25 protein-coding genes and 1 pseudogene are annotated in these 22380 nt (G+C 69.6%); 18 read left to right on the plus strand and 8 right to left on the minus strand.

Translation table 11 applies throughout. The features are described from left to right. The first annotated feature begins 7 nt into the window (after positions 1–7). From sufC to KTN05_RS08025, 6 genes are all read left to right on the plus strand, one after another. Positions 8–766: a Fe-S cluster assembly ATPase SufC gene (sufC, locus tag KTN05_RS08000; protein ID WP_217328866.1), complete on the plus strand. Its 759-nt coding sequence runs from the start codon at positions 8–10 to the stop codon at positions 764–766. Continuing rightward, entirely contained in the window at positions 766–2145 is a 1380-nt protein-coding gene (locus KTN05_RS08005; protein WP_217328867.1) for a SufD family Fe-S cluster assembly protein, read from the plus strand. Before sufC ends, KTN05_RS08005 begins: the two co-directional genes overlap by 1 nt. 2 nt (positions 2146–2147) lie before the next feature. Continuing rightward, a complete protein-coding gene (locus tag KTN05_RS08010; RefSeq protein WP_217328868.1) occupies positions 2148–2642 on the plus strand; it encodes a hypothetical protein in 495 nt (164 codons plus the stop codon). Then, positions 2639–3223, plus strand: a complete 585-nt coding sequence (locus KTN05_RS08015; protein WP_217328869.1) for a YIP1 family protein — start codon at positions 2639–2641, stop codon at positions 3221–3223. Before KTN05_RS08010 ends, KTN05_RS08015 begins: the two co-directional genes overlap by 4 nt. Beyond that, on the plus strand, positions 3220–4431 hold the full coding sequence (locus KTN05_RS08020; RefSeq protein ID WP_217328870.1) for a cysteine desulfurase: 1212 nt from the start codon (positions 3220–3222) through the stop codon (positions 4429–4431). Before KTN05_RS08015 ends, KTN05_RS08020 begins: the two co-directional genes overlap by 4 nt. Positions 4432–4906: 475 nt before the next feature. Further along, positions 4907–6034 (plus strand): alkane 1-monooxygenase, encoded by a 1128-nt coding sequence (locus tag KTN05_RS08025; protein ID WP_217328871.1) that lies wholly within the window; start codon positions 4907–4909, stop codon positions 6032–6034. Positions 6035–6129: 95 nt separating this feature from the next. Here the strand turns inward: KTN05_RS08025 and KTN05_RS08030 are convergent, their stop codons facing one another. From KTN05_RS08030 to KTN05_RS08045, 4 genes are all read right to left on the minus strand, one after another. Further along, positions 6130–7287, minus strand: coding sequence for a site-specific DNA-methyltransferase (locus KTN05_RS08030; RefSeq protein WP_305799897.1), 1158 nt, complete (start codon positions 7285–7287; stop codon positions 6130–6132). An 85-nt stretch (positions 7288–7372) separates the two neighbouring features. Beyond that, positions 7373–8065: a ribonuclease HII gene (locus KTN05_RS08035; RefSeq protein WP_217328872.1), complete on the minus strand. Its 693-nt coding sequence runs from the start codon at positions 8063–8065 to the stop codon at positions 7373–7375. A gap of 67 nt (positions 8066–8132) precedes the next feature. Next, positions 8133–9386 (minus strand): MFS transporter, encoded by a 1254-nt coding sequence (locus KTN05_RS08040; protein WP_305799898.1) that lies wholly within the window; start codon positions 9384–9386, stop codon positions 8133–8135. 34 nt (positions 9387–9420) lie between these two features. Next, positions 9421–10236, minus strand: coding sequence for an oxepin-CoA hydrolase, alternative type (locus tag KTN05_RS08045; protein ID WP_217328873.1), 816 nt, complete (start codon positions 10234–10236; stop codon positions 9421–9423). A gap of 157 nt (positions 10237–10393) precedes the next feature. Here KTN05_RS08045 and KTN05_RS08050 point away from each other — a divergent pair, with 157 nt between their 5' ends. Both KTN05_RS08050 and KTN05_RS18555 read left to right on the plus strand, forming a co-directional pair. Further along, on the plus strand, positions 10394–11908 hold the full coding sequence (locus KTN05_RS08050) for a L,D-transpeptidase (protein WP_217328874.1): 1515 nt from the start codon (positions 10394–10396) through the stop codon (positions 11906–11908). A gap of 6 nt (positions 11909–11914) precedes the next feature. Continuing rightward, entirely contained in the window at positions 11915–12841 is a 927-nt protein-coding gene (locus tag KTN05_RS18555; RefSeq protein ID WP_217328875.1) for an extensin family protein, read from the plus strand. A gap of 6 nt (positions 12842–12847) precedes the next feature. On the opposite strand, the gene KTN05_RS08060 is transcribed toward KTN05_RS18555, so the two are convergent. The 4 genes from KTN05_RS08060 to KTN05_RS08075 form a co-directional block, all read right to left on the minus strand. Continuing rightward, the gene (locus KTN05_RS08060) at positions 12848–13636 is read right to left on the minus strand and encodes a Crp/Fnr family transcriptional regulator (protein ID WP_254368069.1); all 789 of its coding nucleotides are present in this window, start codon (positions 13634–13636) and stop codon (positions 12848–12850) included. A gap of 105 nt (positions 13637–13741) precedes the next feature. Then, positions 13742–14587, minus strand: coding sequence for a YsnF/AvaK domain-containing protein (locus KTN05_RS08065; protein ID WP_254368070.1), 846 nt, complete (start codon positions 14585–14587; stop codon positions 13742–13744). Positions 14588–14635: 48 nt separating this feature from the next. After that, positions 14636–15130 carry a YsnF/AvaK domain-containing protein gene (locus KTN05_RS08070; protein ID WP_217328876.1) on the minus strand — a complete coding sequence of 165 codons (495 nt, stop codon included), beginning with the start codon at positions 15128–15130 and terminating at the stop codon, positions 14636–14638. A 127-nt stretch (positions 15131–15257) separates the two neighbouring features. After that, a complete protein-coding gene (locus tag KTN05_RS08075) occupies positions 15258–16568 on the minus strand; it encodes a FliI/YscN family ATPase (RefSeq protein ID WP_371823309.1) in 1311 nt (436 codons plus the stop codon). A 113-nt stretch (positions 16569–16681) separates the two neighbouring features. Between KTN05_RS08075 and KTN05_RS08080 the strand changes: the two genes are divergently transcribed. The 10 genes and pseudogenes from KTN05_RS08080 to KTN05_RS08125 all read left to right on the plus strand — a co-directional run bounded on the left by KTN05_RS08080 (position 16682) and on the right by KTN05_RS08125 (position 22376). Continuing rightward, positions 16682–17068: a FlgB family protein gene (locus tag KTN05_RS08080; protein ID WP_217328877.1), complete on the plus strand. Its 387-nt coding sequence runs from the start codon at positions 16682–16684 to the stop codon at positions 17066–17068. An 11-nt stretch (positions 17069–17079) separates the two neighbouring features. Further along, positions 17080–17469: a flagellar basal body rod protein FlgC gene (flgC, locus tag KTN05_RS08085; RefSeq protein WP_217328878.1), complete on the plus strand. Its 390-nt coding sequence runs from the start codon at positions 17080–17082 to the stop codon at positions 17467–17469. 10 nt (positions 17470–17479) lie between these two features. Beyond that, on the plus strand, positions 17480–17758 hold the full coding sequence (locus tag KTN05_RS08090; RefSeq protein ID WP_217328879.1) for a flagellar hook-basal body complex protein FliE: 279 nt from the start codon (positions 17480–17482) through the stop codon (positions 17756–17758). Positions 17759–17761: 3 nt separating this feature from the next. Further along, positions 17762–18031, plus strand: a complete 270-nt coding sequence (locus KTN05_RS08095) for a flagellar biosynthetic protein FliQ (protein WP_371823302.1) — start codon at positions 17762–17764, stop codon at positions 18029–18031. Beyond that, positions 18031–18744 (plus strand): flagellar hook-basal body complex protein, encoded by a 714-nt coding sequence (locus KTN05_RS08100; RefSeq protein WP_217328880.1) that lies wholly within the window; start codon positions 18031–18033, stop codon positions 18742–18744. Before KTN05_RS08095 ends, KTN05_RS08100 begins: the two co-directional genes overlap by 1 nt. A gap of 11 nt (positions 18745–18755) precedes the next feature. Further along, positions 18756–19541 carry a flagellar basal-body rod protein FlgG gene (gene flgG, locus KTN05_RS08105; RefSeq protein WP_217328881.1) on the plus strand — a complete coding sequence of 262 codons (786 nt, stop codon included), beginning with the start codon at positions 18756–18758 and terminating at the stop codon, positions 19539–19541. Beyond that, positions 19541–19960: a flagellar basal body P-ring formation chaperone FlgA gene (gene flgA, locus KTN05_RS08110; RefSeq protein WP_217328882.1), complete on the plus strand. Its 420-nt coding sequence runs from the start codon at positions 19541–19543 to the stop codon at positions 19958–19960. Before flgG ends, flgA begins: the two co-directional genes overlap by 1 nt. A gap of 11 nt (positions 19961–19971) precedes the next feature. Then, positions 19972–20708, plus strand: a pseudogene (gene flgH, locus KTN05_RS08115) (flagellar basal body L-ring protein FlgH). Positions 20709–20718: 10 nt separating this feature from the next. Next, positions 20719–21276, plus strand: a complete 558-nt coding sequence (locus KTN05_RS08120) for a hypothetical protein (RefSeq protein ID WP_217328883.1) — start codon at positions 20719–20721, stop codon at positions 21274–21276. 176 nt (positions 21277–21452) lie between these two features. Next, the gene (locus KTN05_RS08125) at positions 21453–22376 is read left to right on the plus strand and encodes a glycosyltransferase (RefSeq protein ID WP_217328884.1); all 924 of its coding nucleotides are present in this window, start codon (positions 21453–21455) and stop codon (positions 22374–22376) included. Positions 22377–22380: the final 4 nt, after the last annotated feature.

The following is a 22380-nucleotide window of genomic DNA, read 5'->3' on the forward strand; positions in this document are numbered from 1 at the left end:
TGATGTGATGCTGGAAGTGACCAATCTGCAGGTGAAGCTCGAGGAAGAGGACAAGCAGATCCTCAAGGGGGTGACGCTGACCATCCCGGCCGGAGAGGTTCACGCGATCATGGGCCCGAACGGCTCGGGCAAGTCCACGCTGTCCTATGTCCTGTCGGGGCGCGACGGCTACGAGGTGACGGAGGGTGGGGCGACGCTCGACGGCGCCGACATCCTCGACATGGAGCCCGAGGAGCGCGCGGCCGCCGGCCTGTTCCTGGCGTTCCAGTATCCGGTGGAAATCCCCGGCGTCGGCAACATGACCTTCCTGCGCACCGCCGTGAACGCGCAGCGCAAGGCCCGCGGCGAGGAGGAGCTTTCCTCGGGCGACTTCCTGCGGCTGGTGCGTGAAAAGGCCAAGGCGCTGGACATCGACGCCGAGATGCTGAAGCGCCCGGTCAACGTCGGCTTCTCGGGCGGCGAGAAGAAGCGCAACGAGATCCTGCAGATGGCCATGCTGGAGCCGCGCATGTGCATCATGGACGAAACCGACTCGGGTCTCGACGTGGACGCGATGCGGCTGGTCGCGGACGGGGTGAACGCCCTGCGCTCGCCCGATCGCTCGTTCCTGGTCATCACCCACTACCAGCGGCTGCTGGATCATATCCGCCCTGACGTGGTGCACATCATGTCCGACGGCCGGATCGTCCGCACCGGCGGGCCGGAACTGGCGCTGGAAGTCGAGCAGAACGGCTATGGCGACCTGTTGTCCGAGGAGGGCGCGTAATGGCCGACACCGCGATCCGCGCGGCCGAACGCACGGCCCAGGTGACGCGCGACGAAGTCACCCCCGATGTCATCGGCGGCCAGCAGCCCGCGCCCGCAGGCCGCCTGGCCACGCTGGAAGCGCCGCAGGGCGGCTGCACGGCGGGCGCCCGGCGGGACGCGATGCAGCGGCTGGTCCAGATGGGCCTGCCGAAGCCGCGCGACGAATACTGGCGCTATACCGACCCCAAGCTGTTCAACGCCGACGCGCCCGCCCCCATCGAGATCGATGACCGCGATCCGCAGATGTTCAGCACGATGAACCGCGTGAAGCTGGTCTTCGTGGACGGGGCGTTCGACGCGGACGCCTCGGACCCGCTGGAACTTGCGGGCGTGACCATCGAGACGCTGGAGCAGGCCGATGCGCAGCCGGGCCACTGGGTCGCCGGGGTTTACGGCACGCTGGAGGCTGCAGGGCAGAAGCCCGTCGCCCGCCCCTTCGCGGCGCTGAACAGCGCGACCGCGCGGCAGGGGCTGGTGATCCGCGTCACCGGCGAAGCGCCCAAGCCCGTCCACATCATCCATCTGCGCCGCGATCCCGCCGCCGATGCGGTGCTGCACCACGTCCTGAAGCTGGACGAGGGCGCGGACCTGACGCTGCTGGAAACCGGCATGTCCGGCGCGCGGACCAACGACGTGATCGAGGTCGATCTCGCCCCCCGCGCGCGCCTCCACCATGTCGCCTCGGTCCGCGGCAATCCCGACCGGGTCGGCCTGCGCCACATGTTCGGCCGCGTGGACGAGGAAGCGTCCCTGAAATCCTTCATCCTGTCGCTGAACGGCAGCCAGATGCGGCATGAGACGGTCATCGACATCGTCGGCGACGACGCCGTGGCCCATGTCGCGGGCGCGGTGCTGGGCGACGGGGCGGCCGGCCCCTTCCATCACGACGACACCATCTTCATCACCCACGGGGCCGAGCGCGGCGAAAGCCGTCAGGTCTACAAGAAGGTGCTGAAGAACGGCGCGGTCGGCGTCTTCCAGGGCAAGATCCTCGTCAAGCCCGGCGCGCAGAAGACCGACGGCTACCAGATCAGCCAGGCCCTGCTGCTGGACGAGGACAGCCAGTTCCTCGCCAAGCCGGAGCTGGAGATCTATGCCGACGACGTGAAGTGCAGCCACGGCTCGACCACCGGCGCGCTGGACCCGGTCGCGCTTTACTACCTGCGCTCGCGCGGGGTGCCGAAGGAGCGGGCGGTCGTGATGCTGGTCCTGTCCTTCGTCGCCGACGCGCTGGCAGAGGTCGAGGATGACGAGCTTCGCGCCGAAATCTCGGACCGGCTGGAGTTGTGGCTGAACCGCCACGCGGTGTCTGCGCCCAAGACCGGCGGAGCCGCCTGACGATGGCAGCGCCGGGGCTGATCCCGCGGCTGGCCGGCGGATGGCGCGCCCCCGCGCGCACCGTCCGGTCGCTGCGCGGGATGAGCGATCCGGCGCTGCTGGCGCTGCTGTTCGGAACGCTGGCGATGTATTTCGTCGCCCAGTGGCCCGCCCACGCCCGCGCCGCGCAGTTCGACCCGTCGATCCCGCTGACCGCCAGGCTGGGCGGCGCGCTGTTGGGCTCGCTGTTCATCATGCCGCTGCTGGCCTACGGCCTCGCCGGGCTGTCGTGGCTGGTCGCCCGCGCCTTCGGCTGGCGCGGCACCGGGGCCGACGCGCGCTTGGCGCTGATCTGGGCGATGGCGATGGTCACGCCGCTGATGCTGCTGGCCGGGCTGACGCAGGGGCTGGTCGGCCCCGGCCCGGCGCTCGGTCTGGTGCAGGCGCTCGCCGGTCTCGCCTTCGTCGTCATGTGGGTGGTCAACCTCCGCGCGCTGGGGCAGAGTGCCGGCAAATGATTGCCCGCCTGATCGACCTCATCTCCCTCAGCATCCGCGAACCGGCCGCGCTGCTTGCCGCGCTGCGGCGGATGGGCATGGGCCCGCGCGAAAGCTGGCAGGCCATCATCTTCGCCGCCGCGGCCGGGGCGATCCTGTCCTGGATGGTGCTGCGAATCGTCGCGGACGGAGAGATCGGCGCGATGGGCCAGATCGCCGCCCAGCCGATGGTGATGGCGGCCCTTCAGGTCGGCGCCGCGGCGCTGTTCGCCACCCTCGCCACCCGCGTCGGACGCCTGTTCGGCGGCACCGGGCGGTTCGAGGATGCACTGCTCGCCACCGCCTTCATCGAGGTGTCCATGCTGGCCGTGCAGGTGCCGCAGCTTCTGCTGAGCCTGCTGCTGCCGGTCTTCGGCAGCATCCTCAGCATGCTCGCCTTCGGCCTCTATTTCCTGATGGCGGTGCAACTGATCCGCGCCATCCACGGCTTCCGCAATCCGCTGCTGGTCGCGCTCGGCATGCTGGGGACGGTGTTCGTCGCCGGTTTCGTGCTGAGCCTGCTGGCCGCCTCGCTCGGCATCCTGCCGGAGGTTCCCGCATGAGCTTCGACGTCGAACGCGTCCGCGCCGATTTCCCGATCCTGTCGCGGCAGGTCAACGGCCGTCCGCTGGTCTATCTGGACAGCGGCGCCAGCGCCCAGAAGCCGCGGGTGGTGATCGACGCCATCATCGAGGCCTATTCCAGCGAATACGCCAACGTCCATCGCGGCCTGCACTATCTGTCCAATCTCGCCACCGAGAAATACGAGGCGGTGCGCGGCATCATCGCCCGCTTCCTGCACGCACCCCACGAGGACGAGGTGATCTTCACCAGCGGCGCGACCGAGGGCATCAACCTCGTCAGCTATGGCTGGGCCGCCCCGCGCCTTCAGCCCGGCGACGAGATCGTGCTGAGCGTGCTGGAGCATCACGCCAACATCGTGCCGTGGCACTTCCTGCGCGAACGGCAGGGCGTGGTGCTGAAATGGGTCGAACCCGAGCCCGACGGCAGCCTTGCGCCGGAAAAGGTGCTGGCCGCCATCGGCCCGCGCACGAAGCTGGTCGCCGTGACCCATCTGTCGAACGTCACCGGCACGGTGGTGGACGTGGCGGCGATCTGCGCCGGAACCGACGTGCCGGTGCTGGTCGATGGCAGCCAGGCGGCGGTCCACATGCCCGTGGACGTGGGCGCGATCGGCTGCGACTTCTACTGCATCACCGGGCACAAGCTCTACGGCCCCTCGGGGTCGGGGGCGATCTGGATCTCGCGCGAGCGGCAGGCCGAGATGCGCCCCTTTCTCGGCGGCGGCGACATGATCCGCGAGGTCTCGCGCGATGCCGTGAGCTACGCCGACCCGCCCCTGCGCTTCGAGGCCGGAACGCCCGGCATCGTCAACCAGATCGGCCTCGGCGTCGCGCTGGATTACATGATGGGCCTCGGGATGGAGAACATCGCCGCGCATGAGCGGACGTTGCGCGACCACGCCCGCACCCGTCTGCGCGAGTTGAACTGGATCAGCGTGCAGGGCGATGCGCCGGACAAGGCCGCCATCTTCTCGATGACGATGGAGGGGGCGCACGCGCACGACATCTCGACCGTGCTGGACAAGCGGGGCATCGCCGTGCGGGCGGGGACGCATTGCGCCATGCCGCTGATGGAGCATTACGGCATCACCGCCAGCGCCCGCGCCAGCTTCGCGATGTACAACACGCTGGACGACGTGGACGCGCTGATCGACGGGCTGGTGTTCTGCCGCGAACTGTTCGGCTGAACGGCAAGCCAAGCCGGGGCGCTGCCCCGGACCCCGGGATATTTCCGGACAGAAGATGGGATTGCGTCCTCACGCCCGGGATCGAACCGGGAAGCCCGAAGGCGGCGGATTTTCGTCCCACTTCGGCTTCCGCCGCCGCCGCAAGACGCGGCGTTCGTGGGCTGGACTATCCCTTCAGCATGGCCCCCGAAGGAGCCGAAGCTGCGGCCCGTCTAGTCTCTACACCTTCCCGGCCCTTGCGAGGCGGGCTTGGCTCGGGATTGCCACCGGCGCTACCCGTGAGGTTTCCCCGAATTTGAGCCGTTCTACTCCGCGCGTTTCCGCGCGGGCACTCCGTTGAAGTCCGCTGCGTTTACCAGTTTCGCCACGTGAGGCGACGCCCCCACGTTGTGCCGAAACCGCGCGGCTTCGGCAAGATGCGTCGTGTTTTAGGCAACCGCTGGCGAATCCGCAGGCGCGGCGGTAAGTCCCGGCCATGAACACGTCGCTTCGATCCGCACTTCCGTTCTGGATGTCGCTGGGGCTGGTGCCGCTGGCGGTCCTCGCCGCCGTGAAGGGCAGCTGGTGGTGGGCGCTGATGCCGTTCTACGCATGGTATCTGGTTACCGGCCTCGACGCGCTCACCGGGCTCAACACCGACAACCCGGACCCGGAGACGCCGACGCGGGAGCTTTTCTGGTATCGCCTCATCACCGTGATCTGGTTCCCGATCCAGGCTACCGTAATCTTAGGGGCGATCTGGTATGTCACCCATACCGGCCATCTCGGCGGGTGGGAGGAGGTCGGCCTGTTCTTCGGGATCGGCGTCATGTCCGGCACGATCGGCATGGTCTATTCGCACGAGCTGCTGCACCAGCGCCCCGGATGGGAGCGGTGGCTGGGCGATCTGCTGCTGGCCTCGACGCTCTATTCCCATTTCAGGACCGAGCATCTGCTGGTCCATCACTCATGGGTGGCGACGCCTGCCGATGCGGTGTCGGCGCGGTACAACGAAGGGTTCTTCCGCTACTTTCTGCGCGTGCTGTGGACCTGTCCGCAATCGGCTTGGCACGCCGAGAAGAAGCTGCTCGCGCGGGCGAAGCGGCAGGTCTGGGACCGGCGCAACCCGTTCTGGCGCTATCTGGCGCTGCAAGGCGGGATGCTGGTGCTTGCCGGGCTCCTCGGCGGCTGGCAGGGGGTGCTGCTGTTCGTCTGGCAGGCGTTCATCGCCATCTGGCAGCTGGAACTGACGAACTATGTCGAGCATTACGGCCTGACCCGCCGCTATCTGGGGAACGGCCGCTACGAGCACGTCCTGCCCCGCCATAGCTGGAACGCGAGCCATACCGCCTCGAACTGGCTGCTCATCAATCTGCAGCGCCATTCGGACCACCATTTCAAGCCCGACCGCCGCTTCCCCCTGCTGCAGACCTATGACGCCGACGAGGCGCCGCAGCTGCCCTTTGGCTATCCGGCGATGACTTTCGTGGCGATGGTGCCGCCGTGGTGGCGGCGGCGGATGAACCCGCGCGTGCGGGCGTGGCGGCGGCAGTTCTATCCCGATGTCAGCGACTGGGGGCCCTATACGCGGGGCGAGAACCCGAGACCGCGCGGGGCGCTGTAAAGGAAAGGGCCCCGCCGGACCTTGCGGCGCGGCGGGGCGAGTTCGTCCCGCGGCCGCGACGGAACCACGGCCCAAGGACTTCGGCGAACTTGAAATCAGTTGCTGGCGGTCATTTCCGCCCGGATCTGCTGGCGCAGCAGGTCGATGGGCACCATCCGCCCCTCGCGCTTGAAGTGCCAGTAGGTCCACCCGTTGCAGCTTGGCGCCCCTTCCAGCGCCGCGCCGACCTGGTGGATGGAGCCTTTGACGTCATTGCCGATCAGCGAGCCGTCGGCCCGCACCCGCGCCTTGTGGCGAGAGTTGATCGACCACAGCTCTTCGCCGGGGCGCAGCATGCCGCGTTCGACGACCTGCCCGAAGGGGACGCGCGGCTCGGCGCGCTTGCTCGTCGTTGTCGCCAGCGCCGACGAATCCAGCCGCCTCACGCGGGACAGGCGGCGTTCCGCGACCTCGCGATAGGCCTCCTCGCGCTCGATCCCGATCCAGTCGCGGCCCAGCATCTTGGCGACCGCGCCGGTGGTGCCGGTGCCGAAGAACGGGTCCAGCACCACGTCGCCGGGGTTGGTCGTGCCGACGATGATCCGGTGCAACAGGCTCTCGGGCTTCTGGGTCGGATGCGCCTTGGCCCCGTCCTGCCCCTTCAGCCGCTCGGACCCGGTGCAGATCGGCAGCGTCCAGTCCGAGCGCATCTGGATGCCCTCGTTCAGCGACTTCAGCGCCTCGTAGTTGAAGGTGTATTTCGCGCCCTCGGACTTCGACGCCCAGATCAGCGTCTCATGCGCGTTGGTCAGCCGCTTGCCGCGGAAGTTCGGCATCGGGTTGGACTTGCGCCAGACCACGTCGTTGAGAATCCAGAAGCCCTGGTTCTGCAACTCGGCCCCGACGCGGAAGATGTTGTGATAGCTGCCGATCACCCAGATCGCGCCGTCCGGCTTGAGCAGGCGGCGGGCGGCGGCGAGCCAGTCCCGCGTGAACCCGTCATAGGCCGCGAAGCTGCCGAACTGATCCCAGTGATCGTCCACCGCATCGACGCGGGAATTGTCGGGCCGGTGGAGGTCGCCGCGCAGTTGCAGGTTGTAGGGCGGGTCCGCGAAGATCAGATCGACGCTCGCCTCGGGCAGCGCGCGCATTGCGGCGATGCAGTCGCCGGCGATGATGGAGTTGCGCGGCAACTGGTGGGGCAACTGGTCAAGCGAAGGGGCGGCCTGCACGCGCGGGGTGGCCGCGCGGCGGGTGGAAGTTGTCTGGGTCATCTCTGCCTCGGGATAGCCGGCTGCTGCCGATCTTGTGTCCCGAATGATGAGTCAGGAGTGATTCGCCGTCAAATACTATATTGAATCAAGCACTTGTTGATAGGTCTTTACACAATATCTGGTGGACCGGCGCAAAATCGCGCCTATGGATCGGGGTCGGCCCCAGTTCCTGCAGCGCCTGCTTATGGGCCGGAGTCGGATAACCCGCGTTCATCTCCCACCCATAGCCGGGGTGCTGTTGCGCCAAATCCACCATCAGCCGGTCGCGCGTCACCTTGGCAAGGATCGACGCCGCCGCGATCGAGGCGCATTGCGCGTCGCCGCCGATGATCGCCCGCCCCGCCACCGGCAGTTCGCGCGGCAGGCGGTTGCCGTCGATCAGGGCGACGCATGGGCGCTGACGCAGCGCCGCGACCGCCCGGCACATCGCCAGATGGGCGGCGTGATAGATGTTGAGGTCGTCGATCTCGGCCACGCTCGCATGGGCGACGGCCCAGTCGGCGCAGGCCATGATGCGGGCGGCGAGCTTCTCGCGCTCGGCCACGTTCAGCTTCTTGGAATCGTTCAGCCCGCGCGGGATGCCGCGCGCCGGCAGAATCACCGCGGCGGCCGTGACCGGCCCGGCCAGCGGTCCCCGCCCCGCCTCGTCCACCCCGCAGACGAGGATCGCCCCGTCGGCGACAGACTGCCGCTCATGCCGCAGCCCGCAGGGTGCACCCGGCTTGGCGCGCGGGCGCGGGACGGGATCGTGCAGATGGGTGCCGAACAGGTCTTTCATCCGGTCGAGACTAGCGCGGCGGCGAGGGCAGCGAAAGCCTCAGGACAGAGGCGGCGGGAACCGCGCCTCACACCGTCGCAAGCGCTTTCGGCTTCGGCAGCAGCACCGTCGCGAGGCCGAGCACCGGCAGGAACGAACAGAGCAGATAGACGAACTCGATCCCCCGCGCGTCGGCGACCACCCCCAGCAGCGCGGCGGCGATCCCGCCCATGCCGAAGGCAAAGCCGAAGAACAGCCCCGCGATCAGGCCGACGCGGCCCGGCACGAGCTCCTGCGCGAAGACGACGATGGCGGGCGCGGCCGAGGCCATGATCGCGCCGACCAGCAGCGTCAGCACCGCCGTCGCGGCCAGCCCCACATGCGGCAGCAGCAGCGAGAACGGCAGCGCGCCGAGGATCGAGAACCAGATCACCTTCCGCGCGCCCACCCGGTCGCCCACGATGCCGCCCAGCATGACGCCAGCGGCCGCGCCGAACAGCAGCAGGAACAGCATCACCTGCGAGGCCTGCGCGCTCAGCCCGAATTTCTCGATCAGGAAGAAGGTGTAGTAGCTGGTCAGGCTGGCCATGTAGAAAGCCTTGGTCATCGACAGCAGCGCCAGAACCGCGATGGCGGCCACCACCTGGTTGCGGGCCATCAGCGGGCCGATCGCGGCGGACGCCTTGCTCGCGCGGCGCCGCCCCTCGGCCCAGGCGCCGACGCGCCACAGCGTCGCGGCCCCCGCCAGCGCGAACAGCGCCACCCAGCCGATCACCGGGCGACCCAGCGGAACCACCAGGAACGCGGCCAGCAGCGGCCCCATCGACTGTCCGAAATTGCCGCCCAGCTGGAACAGCGACTGCGCCGTGCCGAACTTCCCGCCCGAGGCGAGTCGCGCGACGCGCGAGCTTTCCGGGTGGAACACCGCCGAGCCGATGCCGATCAGCATCGCGCCGACCAGCAGCCAGCCATAGCTGGGCGCCTGCGACAGCAGCGTGACCCCGGCGAAGGTCGTGAGCATCCCGAGCGCCAGCGACTTCGGCATCGGGTGCTTGTCCGTCAGCATCCCAACTGCGGGCTGCAACAGCGAGGCGGTGACCTGGAAGGCGAAGGTCATCAGCCCTACCTGCGCATAGGACAGCGCGAACTCCTCGCGCAGCAGCGGATAGATCGCCGACAGCAGCGACTGCATGATGTCGTTGACCATGTGGCAGAGGCTGAGCGCCCAGAGGACGATCCAGGCCGTGCCGGAGGCGGCAGGACGCGGAGAAGCGGAGGAGATGGCGGCAGGGTGGCTCACGTCGGGCATCCACGGACGGTTGCGGCGGTATGCCGCAGACATACGCGCGACAAAGGGCCCCCTTGCGCGCCGGAAGTCAACCTTCGGTTCCGGCCTTTCCCCCGGTCCGCAGGGCCGGATAGTCCGGCGCCCGCTTGGTCAGGAACGCGGCCATGCCTTCGGCCGCCTCGGCCGCGCCCATCGCGCAGGCCATCAGCGGGGTCTCGGCGGCAAGCTGCCGCTCCATCAGCTCCGTCCGGGCACCGCTGAGCAGCGACTTGATCGCCGCCTGCGCCTCGGCCGGGCCGCTGGCGAGCCGGTCCGCAAGCAGGTCCGCCGCCGCCATGGCCTGCCCCGGCTGGGCCAGTTCGTTGACCGCGCCAAGCTGGTGCAGCCGCTCGGCGGAAATGGGGCGGCCCAGCAGCATCAGCTCGGCCGCCAGAGCGGGCGGCAGCGCCTGCATCAGGCTGGCGCTGAGGCCGCCATCGGGGATGAGGCCCGCATTGACATAGGCGGCGGTGAACTTCGCCCCCGCCTCGGCCACGATCAGGTCGCAGGCGAAGGCGAGCGAAAACCCCGCGCCCGCCGCCCCGCCTTCGACCGCTGCGATCACCGGACGCGGGCAGGCCATGATCTGGCGGATCAGGGCGGCCAGATCCTCGATCTCGGCCCGGCGCTGGTCCTCGGTCATGGTGCCGGCCTTCTGCAGCACGTTCAGATCGCCCCCCGCGCAGAAGAACCCGCCCTCGCCGGTCACGATCACGGCGGCGATGCGCGGCTCGGCCGCGGCCTGCGCCAGAGCCTCGCGCATCCCCGCGTAAAGCTCGGGCGAGAGGGCGTTGCGCCGCGCGGCGTTGCGGTTGACGACGACCAGCCGGTCGCCTTTGTCGATGATCTCACAGCTTGCGGACATGCGCTTTCCCTTCCCCATGGCGCCGGAACTCTGGCCCGCAGCCCGGCACTCCCGCAAGCCGGGACGTCGCGGCGGAGTCAAGGAAACTTGACTTGCCTGCATGGCGGTTCCTGCCCACAAGCAGGATTCCGCCACTTCTTTCCGCGCCGGAGGTTCCATGCCGCAAGCCCGCCCGCTCTTTTTCCGTCTGCTGGCCTCGGGCGCGCTGATCGGCCTTGCCCTGCTGGCCTCCTCGCCCGCCCATGCCCAGTCGGCCCGCGCAAAGATCACCGCGCAGGATATCGAGATGGCAGACTACAATGGCGGCGACCTGCCCGACGGGCAGTCGGCGCTGACGGCGAAGGTGCAGATCCTGCTGGACCGCTCCGGCATCTCGCCGGGGGTCGTGGACGGCTTCAAGGGCGGCATGAGCCAGAGCGCGGTCGCCGCGTTCGAGCGGGGCCACGGCCTGCCCATCGACGGCCGCATGGACCGCGAGATCTGGGGCCTGCTGGTCGCCTATGCCGACGCGCCGATGACGACCGACTACACCATCGTCGCCGCCGACGCCGAGGGGCTGGTGGACAGCATCCCCGCCGACTACGCCGAAAAGGCGGCGATGACCTCGCAGGGCTATATCTCGGTGCTGGAGCGCCTGGCCGAGCGGTTCCACATGGACGAGAAGTTCCTCGCCCAGCTGAACCCCGGCGCGGGCTTCGTGCCGGGCGAGACGATCCGGGTGACGGTACCCGCCAAGCCGATCAGGGCCAAGGTCGCGCGCATCGTGATCGACAAGCGCACCAGCCGGGTCGCCGCCTATGACGCGAACGGGCGGTTGGTCGCGGATTATCCGGCGACGGTCGGCTCGACCGCCACACCGTCGCCGCAGGGGGTGCACAAGGTCACGGCGGTCGCGCTGGACCCGACCTATACCTATGACCCGAACAAGAATTTCAAGCAGGGCGAGAACGATCGGGTGCTGATCGTCCCGCCCGGCCCCAACGCCCCGGTGGGCAACGTCTGGATCGACCTGAGCATGCCGACCTACGGCATCCACGGAACCCCCTCGCCCTCGCGGCTGTTCGTGTCGCAATCCTATGGCTGTGTGCGGCTGACGAACTGGGACGCGAGGGAACTGGCGCATATGGTCCAGCCGGGCAGCACCGAGGTCGAGTTCCTGGCCGAAGGCATCAGCATCGTCGATGCCACGGGACCGGGCGCCACGATGGCGAGCACCCGCCCGCCGGTGCGGCTGGCCGAGGCGGAGGGCACGACCGCGACCGACGCCGCGGTGGCGCAGGCCATTGCCACGATCACGGCGCAGGAAGAATTGCAGAACGACTCCTCGCTGCTGGGCGCGCAGCGGCCGGGCATGAACCCGCTGCGCCGCGCCGCGACCAGCGAGACGGCGCTGCCCGCGACGCCCGAGGCGCCGCTGCCCACCAACATTCCGACGGGCGGTCCGGGGATCGCCCCGCGCGGCGTGCAGCCGATCCCGGACCTGCCGACGCTGCCGCAGAGCGCACAGACCGACCCGCGCGAGGTGTTCGACCTGCCGCCCGCCACGGCGAACAGCCCCTCGACCCAGCCGCTGGGCCGGGGCACGCCGATCATCGACCCCTTCGCGAGCGTTCCCGCCGCCCCGCGATTTCCCGCGCCGGTGACGGTCCCGCCGGCGCTTCCGGCGCGCTAGGGCAGGATGCGCCGCGACCGGGCCCCGCTCGCATCGGCGCTTCTGGCGCTGATCGTGGCGGGGGGCGGCGCATTCGCGCAGGAGCCGCCGCCGGACCGGCCAGGAACCGTGCCCGCCATCGGCACTGACGCCCCGCGCCCGCCCGAGCGGCCGCAGGAACCGCTGCCCGAGACGCAGGGCCGGTTGATCCCGCCAGAGGACATGCCGCCGCTGCCGACGGACGCGGAGGGCACCCAGCCCGACGAGGCAGCGCCTGCGACGCAAGGCCGTCTCATCCCCCCGGAGGAGATGCCCCCGATCGGCGGGACGGCCGAGGCAGAGCCCCCTGCCCCCATGGGCCCGCCCGCGCCCGAACTGCTGCGCGAGTCCGACTTCGCCCTCGCCACCTGCAAGCTGCAACTGACGCTGATGGGCGCCCGCTACGCGGACGCCGCCCCGATCACCGATCCCGAGCAGCGGGATTGCGGCATCGCCCGCCCGATCCGCGTGACCGAGATCCTGCCCGGCGTCGCGCTGGAAGGCGGGGCCGAGATGCGCTGCGACACCGCCCGCGCGCTCGCCTTCTGGACACGCGGCTTCGTGCAGCCCGCCGCCGCCCGCCTGCCGGGCGCGCCGCGGCTTGCCGGATTGATGCTGGGGACAGGTTATCACTGCCGCCCGGTGGTGGGCGACGGCGAGGGCGCGAACCTGTCGGAACACGCGACGGGGAACGCAGTCGATATCATGGGCTTCACCTTCGCGGATACCGAGCCGTTCGTCATCACGCCGAGGCGCGGCGACGGCGATCTGGCCGAGGCGTTTCAGGCCACGGTGCAGGCCGCCGCCTGCATGACCTTCACGACGGTGCTCGGCCCCGGCTCGAACGCGGCCCATGACGATCATCTGCATCTGGACATCAAGCAGCGCGGCAGCGGCTATCGGCTGTGCCAGTAGGCCGCCTCAGCGGTGGTGGCGTTCCAGTTGCAGATAGGTCGGATCGAAGCGCGACAGCTGCGCCAGCCCGTCCCAGTCGAGGATCTCGACCTCGGTGCCCTGCCAGGAGACCAGCCTGCGGTCGCGCAGGTCGCGGACGGCGCGGTTGATGTGGATGGGAGAGTAGCCCAGCATGTCCGCGAGCTGCCGTTGCAGCAGCGGCAGGTTCATCCGCATGTCATGCGCCGCGCCGACAACCGACATACGGGTATAGAGCTCGCACAGCAGATGCGCGAGATGGGCGGTGGAGCGCAGCGAGGCCGCCGCGACGATCCATTGCCGGTGGATCGCGGCATCGATCGCCGTGACCATCCACAACAGCCGGGTGAGATGCGGCAGATCGCGCGTGATGGCGGTCAGGTGCTCGTGACCGACGAACTCGGCCTCGACCGGCCCGAAGGCTACGACCGAATGTTCCAGCCCGGTCAGCACGAAGCCATGGAGATCGGCGAAATCCCCCGGCACATGCAGCGCGGTGATCGCCTGCGCGCCGTTCTGGCCGTTCTGACCCTTCAGCACATGGATACGGCCCGCAAGGCCGCGCCGGATCATGCAGCTTTGCCGTCTCGGACCCCAGGGGATGACCTCCTCGCCCGGCGCGAAATGCTGCACGGTGGTGGGGATCGCCCGCAACCGGGCCAGATCGGCGGGCTCGAGTTCGTCCCGACGCTGCAGGTAGCGGATGAAGAACTCGGAAATCGCCATGTCTTCTGCGCCGATGGTGCTGACCGAGCCTGCCCGAAGCGGATGGCGCAAGGCAAGCGTGAAGAACGCGCGCCGATCATCCCGGTCCACGCAGGAAAAGGCAGCCCCGAAAGGCTGCCTTGGACCGGGGACCGGCCGTTAGGGCGCGGGTTCTGCTCAGCGCAAGGTGTCGTCGCGGTCCGTGATGCCGCGCTCGGCGGCGGTGCGGTCGTCGTCGATCTCGACCTCGGTCTTGCGGACCGTATCGCGCACGGTTTCGGTGCGGGTATCGACGTTCTTGTTCAGGTCGATTTCCTCGACCACCCGCGCCTCCTTGGACACGACCGGCGTTTCGCGATACTCGCGGGCCTCCAGCGTCTGCTCCTCGAAGGCGTCGGCCCCCGCCGCGCGGTCCACCGGCCGGCGCTCGATGTTGACCGTCTCGCTGCGCAGCGTCACGTCCTCCTCGACCGGAATCTCGCGGACATAGGAGCGGACGCGGACGCGGCCGGCATCGGTTTCGCGCTTGGCGATGTTGATCCGCTCCTCCACCACGTCGATATGCTCGTCGGTCGTGGCGGTGGCGGCTGCGGCGCCCGCGCCGGCGGCGTAGGCGCTGCCCTCGTAGCCGGTCCAGCCCTGAGCGCGCCATTCGTTTTCCCGCGCGTCCAGGTCCACCGCGCCCTCGTCATCGAGGATGTCCAGCGCCCGGTCATAAAGCGCCGACGGAACGTTCGACACGGTGATCAGGAACCCGCCGCGGTTCAGCCCCTCGGCATAGGTATAGCGGTCCTCGTCGGGGAAGAAGAAATCACCGATCGATTCGAAGAAGCCGCGATCGCGGTCGGTCACCGAGGGAGCGGTCTCGACCGAGTAGCCGCCGTTTTCCTCGCCGGTCAGAACGACATCGGCGATCCCGGCCTCCTTGAGCCGTTGCACGGCGCGGTCGGCATCGGCGCGGGTGTCGAACATCGCGGTCAGGCTGCGGCTCGCGCCCGATTCATAGGTCGTTTCCATGGCCATCTTGAAAATCCAATCATTGAAGGGTGGAATCCGCGCAACGGCTGAAGGTCAGACTGCTGCGCGGTCGTCGTCGCCGGGCTGCGCGGCGAGAAGCTCACCGCTCGGCCCCACACGTTCGACGATCACGCGCTGGCGCCGAAGGCTTACCGGCAGTTCGGTCGGTTCTTCCGTGACCTTTCGGCGCAGATGCACCTCCTCGGTGACGAAGAGGCGGGTCACGACGACCGCCCTTTCCTCGACCACGGGGATGATCGTCACGTCGCCTTCGGTCCGCGGCAGGGGCGCGGCATCGACCTCGCGGTCGATCCTGTGACGGGTGATCTCGACCTGTTCCGACCGCACGGCGGCCTGAACGATGTCGTCGAACTCCTCCGTCACGGTGCGCAGCCGGACCGTGCCGACTTCCTCGCGCACCACCTCGACGGTGGCGAACTCCTCGGCAAGCTCCAGCGTCTGGCGGGTCTCGCCAGAGGGGTGCGGAGAGGCCATGTCCGCATCGGAATCCGAAACGGCGGATCGCGTGTCGCGGTCGATTTCGGACATGGCCACCCCTTTGTAAACACGTGATCGTCAACTCGCTGGGGCACTGTTTCCCGGCGTCACCGTTCAACCCCGATGCCGGCCATTGGTTCCCGCGGACCCATAGCCCGCATGGCATTTCAGGCATGGGTCAGCGGGCGCGCGGCACGGATGCCGGACGCGGCGCATCCAGCGCCCGCGCCAGCAGCGCGAAGCTTTCGGTGACGCCGCGCGGCGCACTGCGGGTGACGAATTCGTCGAGGCCGGGGTAAAGCCGCACGGCCTCGTCCAGCGCCGGGTCCGAGCCCGCGGCATAGAGCCCCGCGCGGATCATCAGCTCGGATTCCGCATAGGCGCCGAGCGCCGCGCGGGCGCGGGCGATCATCGCGTTCTCGCCGGCGCTAGCTGCCTGCGGCAGCGAGCGGGAGACCGAGCGCAGAACGTCGATGGCCGGAAACCGCCCCCGCTCGGCGATCTTGCGGTCCAGCACGACATGGCCATCCAGCACCCCGCGCAGGATGTCCGCGACCGGCTCCTCCATATCCGAACCGGCGACCAGCACGCTGAAGATCGCGGTGATATCGCCCGCTCCCTCAAGGCCGGGCCCGGCGCGTTCGGCCAGCGCTATGATCGTCTGCGAGGTCGATGGGGGAAAGCCGCGATAGCTTGGCTGCTCGCCCGAGGCGAGGGCGATTTCCCGGTGCGCTTCGGCGAAACGGGTGATCGAATCGGCAAGGAACAGGACGTGCCGCCCCTGATCGCGGAAATGCTCGGCCAGCGCCATCGCCGCCCAGGCGCAGCGGCGGCGGGTCAGCGGCGGCTGGTCCGACGTCGCCGCCACGATCACCGCCCGCGCCATGCCCTCGGGGCCGAGCGTATGCTCCACGAACTCGCGCAACTCGCGGCCACGCTCGCCGATCATGGCGATGACCACGACGTCGGCCTCCACCCCCTTTGCGAGCGACGACAGCAGCGTCGATTTCCCCACCCCCGAGCCCGCAAAAAGACCGATCCGCTGGCCGCGCACCAGCGGCAGAAGCGTGTCGAACACGGCGAGCCCCGTCACCAGCCGCGCGCCCAGCCGCCTGCGCCCGGCGGCGGGCGGTGGCGGCGCGCGGAAGCTGCGCTCCCCCCTCCCCGGCGGAAGCGGTCGGCCGTCCAGCGGCCGCCCGAACGGATCAATGATGCGCCCGATCCACGCGTCCGAGGGCCCGATCATGGGCGCGAACAGCAGCTCGGCGGGCGCCCCGACCGACAGCCCGTCGGCCACGCCCTCGGGCAGCACCTCGGACAGATCGGCGGCCAGCCCCACGATCTCGCCGAACAGATCGTTCCCCAGCGCCACGCGATCCCCGACCGAGGCGGCATGGCTGAGGCCCCGCACCAGCACCATGCCCGCGCGAATGGCATGGACCTGCCCGAAATGGCGGGCGACGCGCAGGCGGCGGATGCGGGCGGCGATGGCTTCGGCGTTGTCCAGGATCGTTCCTCCGGTCGCGAGAATCGTGGCGCTCTCAACGGTTTCTAAACCTGTCGGGGTTAAGACCCGGTTTATCGGACGGAAGGAGAAGCCTTTTGCTGGACAGAATCGGAACGATGCGGATGGCGGGTCAGATGGGCTCCCACGCGGCTGCGCGGCACGTCCAGATCGCCCGCAACGTCGCCAATGCCGACACGCCGGGCTATCGCGCGACGGACCTTCGCGGCTTTGCGGACAGCTACGACCGGGCGCCCGCAACCGGGCTGAAGGCGACCCGCGCCCAGCACCTGCCCGCAGGCGACTGGGGCGCCGCCCGCCACACCCGCGTGGATGCGGGCGGCGAGCCTTCGCCCAACGGCAACACCGTCTCGATCGAGGATGAGCTGGTCCGCCAGGCCGACGCCCGCCGCCAGTTCAACATCTCGCTGAGCGTCTATCAGTCCGGGCTGTCGCTGCTGCGCACCAGCCTCGGCCGCCGCTGAAGGAGGAGTAGATGACCGAGCTTTCCGCCACCGCGATCGCCGCCTCGGGGATGAAGGCGCAGGGCGTCCGCCTGCGCCACATCTCGGAGAACATCGCCAATGCCGACACGCCCGGCTACCGTCGCAAGCTGGTCGAATTCCAGCCGGACCGCGACGGCACGCGCCCGACCGGGGCCATCACGACAAGCCGCACCCGGCACGACAGCGCTGCGCTGCCGCAGGTCTTCGACCCCGGCCATCCGATGGCGGGCGAGGACGGCTACTATCTCGGCTCCAACGTCGATCTGGTGGTCGAGATCGCGGACTCGCGCGAGGCGAGCCGCAGCTACGAGGCCAACCTGCGCGTCTTCGAGCAGTCGCGCCAGATGTCGTCCGCCCTTCTCGACCTGATCCGCCGCTGAGGATATCCCGATGATCCAGAACGCCGTTTCCGCCTATGCCGCCGCCCGCCCCGCCGTCGCTCCCGGCGCGCCGGGCCCGCTCGGCGGCGCCCTCACCGATGCTGCTGCCGATTTCGCGGCCGTCATGCGCCAGACCGACATGGCCGCGCAGGGCGCGATGACGGGCAGCGCCGACACCCACCAGCTGGTCCAGTCGATCGCCGAGGCGCAGCTTGCGCTCGAAACCGCCGTCGCGATCCGCGACAAGATGGTCGAGGCGTATCAGGACATCCTGCGGATGCCGGTCTGAGCCATGCTGCACGAGACGCAGATCTTCGACATGACCCGGCAGGCGCTGTGGATCGCGGTGCAGATGTCGGCCCCGCTGCTGACCGTCGCGCTGGTCGCGGGGGTGGTGATCGGCCTTTTCCAGGCGCTGACCTCGGTGCAGGAGATGACGCTGACCTTCGTGCCCAAGGTCGGGCTCATGCTGGCCGTGTTCTGGGTCACGATGAGCTTCATGACCACGCTGCTGGCGAGCTTCTTCACCGACCAGATCCTGCCGCTGGTGGGGGGCGCCTGATGGACAACGCGATCTATGCCGCGCTGACCCGCCAGTCGGGCCTGATGCGCGAGATGCGGACTGTCGCCAACAACATCGCCAACGCCGAGACGACCGGCTTCCGGCGCGAGGGGGTGGTGTTTTCGGAACATCTCACCTCGCTCGACCGGCGGGGCGAGACGCTGTCGATGGCGAACGCCCGCGGGCGCGAGATCGACCTGCGCCCCGCTTCGCTGACGGGCACCGGCGGCACCTGGGATATGGGACTGGAAAGCGACGGTTTCTTCATGGTGGCGACGCCGGAAGGCAACCGGCTGACGCGGGCGGGGGCGTTCATGCCCTCGGCCGACGGGCAGATCGTCAATGGCGACGGCCATGCCCTGCTGGATGACGGGCAGGCGCCCATCGCCGTTCCGCCGGGCGCCAGCAACATCGCGATCGGCCCGGACGGAACGGTTTCGGCCGATGGCGAGCCGCTGGCCCGTGTCGGCATCTTCGCTCCCGGCCCGCCCGAGCAGATGCGCCACGATGGCGGCACCCTGTTCGCGGCAGAGGGGGCCGAGCCGCTGCCCGAAGCGACGCTCCGCCAGGGTTTCCTCGAAAGCTCCAACGTCGATCCGGTGCTGGAGATCGCCCGCATGGTCGAGGTCCAGCGCGCCTACGAGCTCGGCCAATCGTTCCTCGACGCCGAGGACCGGCGCATCCGCGCCGCCATCTCCGCCCTGACCAGCTGAAAGGTTCCCCGATGAAGGCCCTGCATATCGCCGCGACGGGCATGAGCGCCCAGCAGACCCGCGTCGAGGTGATTTCCAACAACCTCGCGAACATGTCCACCACGGGCTACAACGCCCGCCGCGCCGAGTTCGCCGACCTCGCCTATCAGCAGGCGACCCGCCCCGGCACGATCACCGGCGCGGATGGCACGATGGTCCCGGCGGGGGTGCAGCTCGGCCTCGGCGTGCGGCCCACGGCGGTCACGATCACGCTCGCGCAAGGCTCGCTCGCGCAGACCGGCGGCGATCTCGACATCGCGCTGGACGGGGCGGGGTATCTGGAGGTCACGCTCCCCTCCGGCGCCTCGGCCTATACCCGCGACGGCGCGCTGAAACGCTCGGCGGACGGGCTGATCGTCACCTCGGACGGCTTCCCCCTCGCCCCCGGCATCACCATCCCTGCCGAGGCGCGCAGCGTCTCGATCGCCGCGAATGGCGAGGTGAACGCCTTCTTCGACGACCGGGTCGAGCCGGAGAACCTCGGCCAGATCACGGTCGCCGGCTTCGTGAACGAAAAGGGGCTGGAGGCGACCGGCTCGAACCTGTTCCTGGAAACGCCGGCCTCGGGCGCACCGATGATCGGTCTGCCGGGCGAGCAGGGCCTTGCCACGCTGCGGCAGGGCTATCTGGAGGAAAGCGCCGTCGATCCGGTGCGCGAGATCTCCGAACTCATCAAGGCGCAGCGCGGCTATGAGATGAACGCCAAGGTCATCACCGCCGCCGACCAGATGCTGAGCGCCGCGGTGCAGGTGCGATGATGCGAAACCTCGCGCTGATCCTTTGCCTCGCGGCGTGGACGGGCCCCGCTGCCGCGCAACCCGCGCTTGGCGCTGTGGCCGCCCGTAGCGTTCCCGCCGGCACCGTGCTGACGGCCGCCGACCTGACCTTGGGGCTTGGCGGAATCGACCCCGCCCTCGCCATTGGTCAGCAGACCCGTGTCGCCCTCTATGAAGGCCGCGCCATCGGTGCCGGCCATCTGACCCGCCCGACGCTGATCTCGCGCAATCAGGTCGTCACGCTGCGTTACGAAAGCGCCGGCCTGCGGATCGAGACCGAGGGCCGCGCCCTGGGCGAAGGCGCCGCAGGCGAGGTCGTGCGCGTCATGAATCTCTCCTCGCGCGCGATGCTGAACGCGCGGATCAATCCCGACGGCACGCTGTCCGTCGCCGAACGCTGAAAAGGCCGCACATGCGACACGCCAGACTGCCGATCCTTCTTCTCTGCGCCGCCGCCACGCTGCCGGGCTGCGCCCGCGTGGGCGCCGTCGGCCGCCCGCCCGAGCTGGGCGAGGCCCGCGACACGGCCGAGTTCCAGGCGATGACCGAGCCGGTGATCGTCTTCCCCGACCAGCCGCCGCGCGAAGGCAGCGGCGCCTCGCTGTGGACGACGCAGCCGATGTCGCTGGTGGGCGACCGCCGGGCTAGCGCGCGCGGCGACATCCTGACCGTGGTGATCGAGATCGACGACCGGGCCGAGATGTCCAACAGCAGCGGCCGTTCCCGCAGCGCCAAGGACGACGTGAGCATCCCCGCGCTTGCCGGGCTGCCGCAGCGGATCGACGAATCCTGCCCGAAGGGGCCAGCATGGACGAGCTGGCCGAGGCGAAATCCGCCTCGACCTTCAAGGGCAGCGGGTCGATCTCGCGCCGCGACAAGCTGACCCTGCGGGTGGCCGCGACGGTCGTCGAGACGCTGCCGAATGGCGTGCTGCACATCCAGGGCACGCAGGAGGTGCGGGTGAACTTCGAGGTGCGGCAGCTGACGGTCGGCGGCTTCGTGCGCCCATCCGACGTCGACCGCCACAACGAGATCGCTTATGACCGCATCGCCGGGGCCCGGATCTCCTATGGCGGGCGCGGCCAGCTCAGCGACGTGCAGCAGCCCCGCTACGGCCAGCAACTGGCCGACATCGTCCTGCCCTATTGAGGTCTGCCCGATGATCCGCAAGATCCTGCCACTGCTGCTGACGCTGCTGGCCTTCGTCGCCGGCGCGGGCGCGGGCGACTACCTGCGCGGCGCCGGGGCGCAGGCTGCCGGTTCGGACGTTGAGGCCGCGAACGCCTCGCCCACGGACATCCATGCCGGGAAGGCCGCGCCCGCCAATGGGCACGGCAAGGCCGCTGCGCCCGCCACCGGCCATGGCGCCGCAGCGTCCGCGACGGACAGCGGGGAGACGGCATGGTTCAGGTTTCCGCAGCAGTTCTTCGTGCCGATCATGCGCAACGGGCGGCTCGGATCGACAATGGTGCTGAGCCTGTCGCTGGAACTGCCAGCCGAAGCCACCGAGGCCGCCAATGCGCGCGAGATCAAGCTGCGCGACGCGCTGCTGCGGCAGTTGCTGATCCACGCCAATACCGGCGGCTTCGACGGCAACTTCACCGCCGAGCCGGCGCTGCGGGTGCTGCGCGCCGATCTCGCCCGGACCGCTCAGGCAGTGATTCCCGAGGTCACCGCCGTGCTGATCGGCGACATCGCCCGGCAGGAGGCGCATTGACTAGCTACCGCAGCGCCTCCCACGGCAGCGGCGCGGCGAACCAGTCGGCGTCATCGGCTCTCCCTCTGGCGGGACCGGGCGGGATTCGTTAGCGCAGCGTCATGCCACATGACCCGCCGCCCGTTTCGATGCCCTCTGTCCCGCGCCCCGATGCCACGGCCCCACTCACGGCGCGTGTGGCAATCCTGCTCGCGAGCTTCGACGGGGGCCGCTTCATCGGCGCGCAGCTGGACAGCCTCGCCGCGCAGGGGTGGCCTGACTGGCGGCTTGTGGTGTCGGACGACGGCTCGTCGGACGGCACCCGCGACATTGTCGGCGAATTCGCGCGCCGCCACCCAGACCGGGATATCCGGCTGGTCGATGGCCCGCGGCAGGGCGCGACGCGGAACTTCCTTTCGCTGCTGGAGCAGGCCGCGCCGGACGAATGGATCGCCTTCTGCGATCAGGACGATGCCTGGCTGCCGCAGCGGCTGGAGCGGGGGCTGCGGATGATCGGCGCCGCCAGCGGCCCGGCCGCCACGTCCTCGCGCACCCTCATCTGCGATGATGCGCTGCGGCCCGTCACGCCCGCGCCGCTGTTCCGGCGGCCTCCGGCGTTCCGCAACGCGCTGGTGCAGGCCTGCCTGCCGGGCAACACGTTCCTTGCCAATCCGCAGGCGGCGGCGCTGCTGCGGGGCGGGGCCGCGGCCGCTGCGCAAGCGGGGGTCATCTCGCATGACTGGTGGGCCTATCAGCTGCTGACCGGCGCGGGCGCGCTGGTCGTGCGCGATCCCGAGCCGACGGTGCTCTACCGCCAGCACCACGGCAACGTCATGGGCCGCAACGACACGCTGCGGGCCCGGCTCGCCCGGATCGCGATGCTCGGATCGGGGGATTACGGCGGCTGGCTGCAGGCCAATATCCGCGCGTTGCAGGGCGCGCGGGGCTTGCTCACGCCGGAGAATGCCGCGCTGCTGGACTGCTTCGAAGCCGCCCTTGCCGCGCCCGGCCCGCTGGCCGCCGCGCGACTCAAGCGGATGGGACTTCATCGCCAGACCGCGGCAGGAACACTGGCCTTGCTGGTTGCCGCCGCTGCGGGGAAACTGCGTCCCGTGGCGTGAGGCC

This window comes from Paracoccus sp. Z118, assembly GCF_019061185.1.
Lineage (GTDB): Bacteria > Pseudomonadota > Alphaproteobacteria > Rhodobacterales > Rhodobacteraceae > Paracoccus.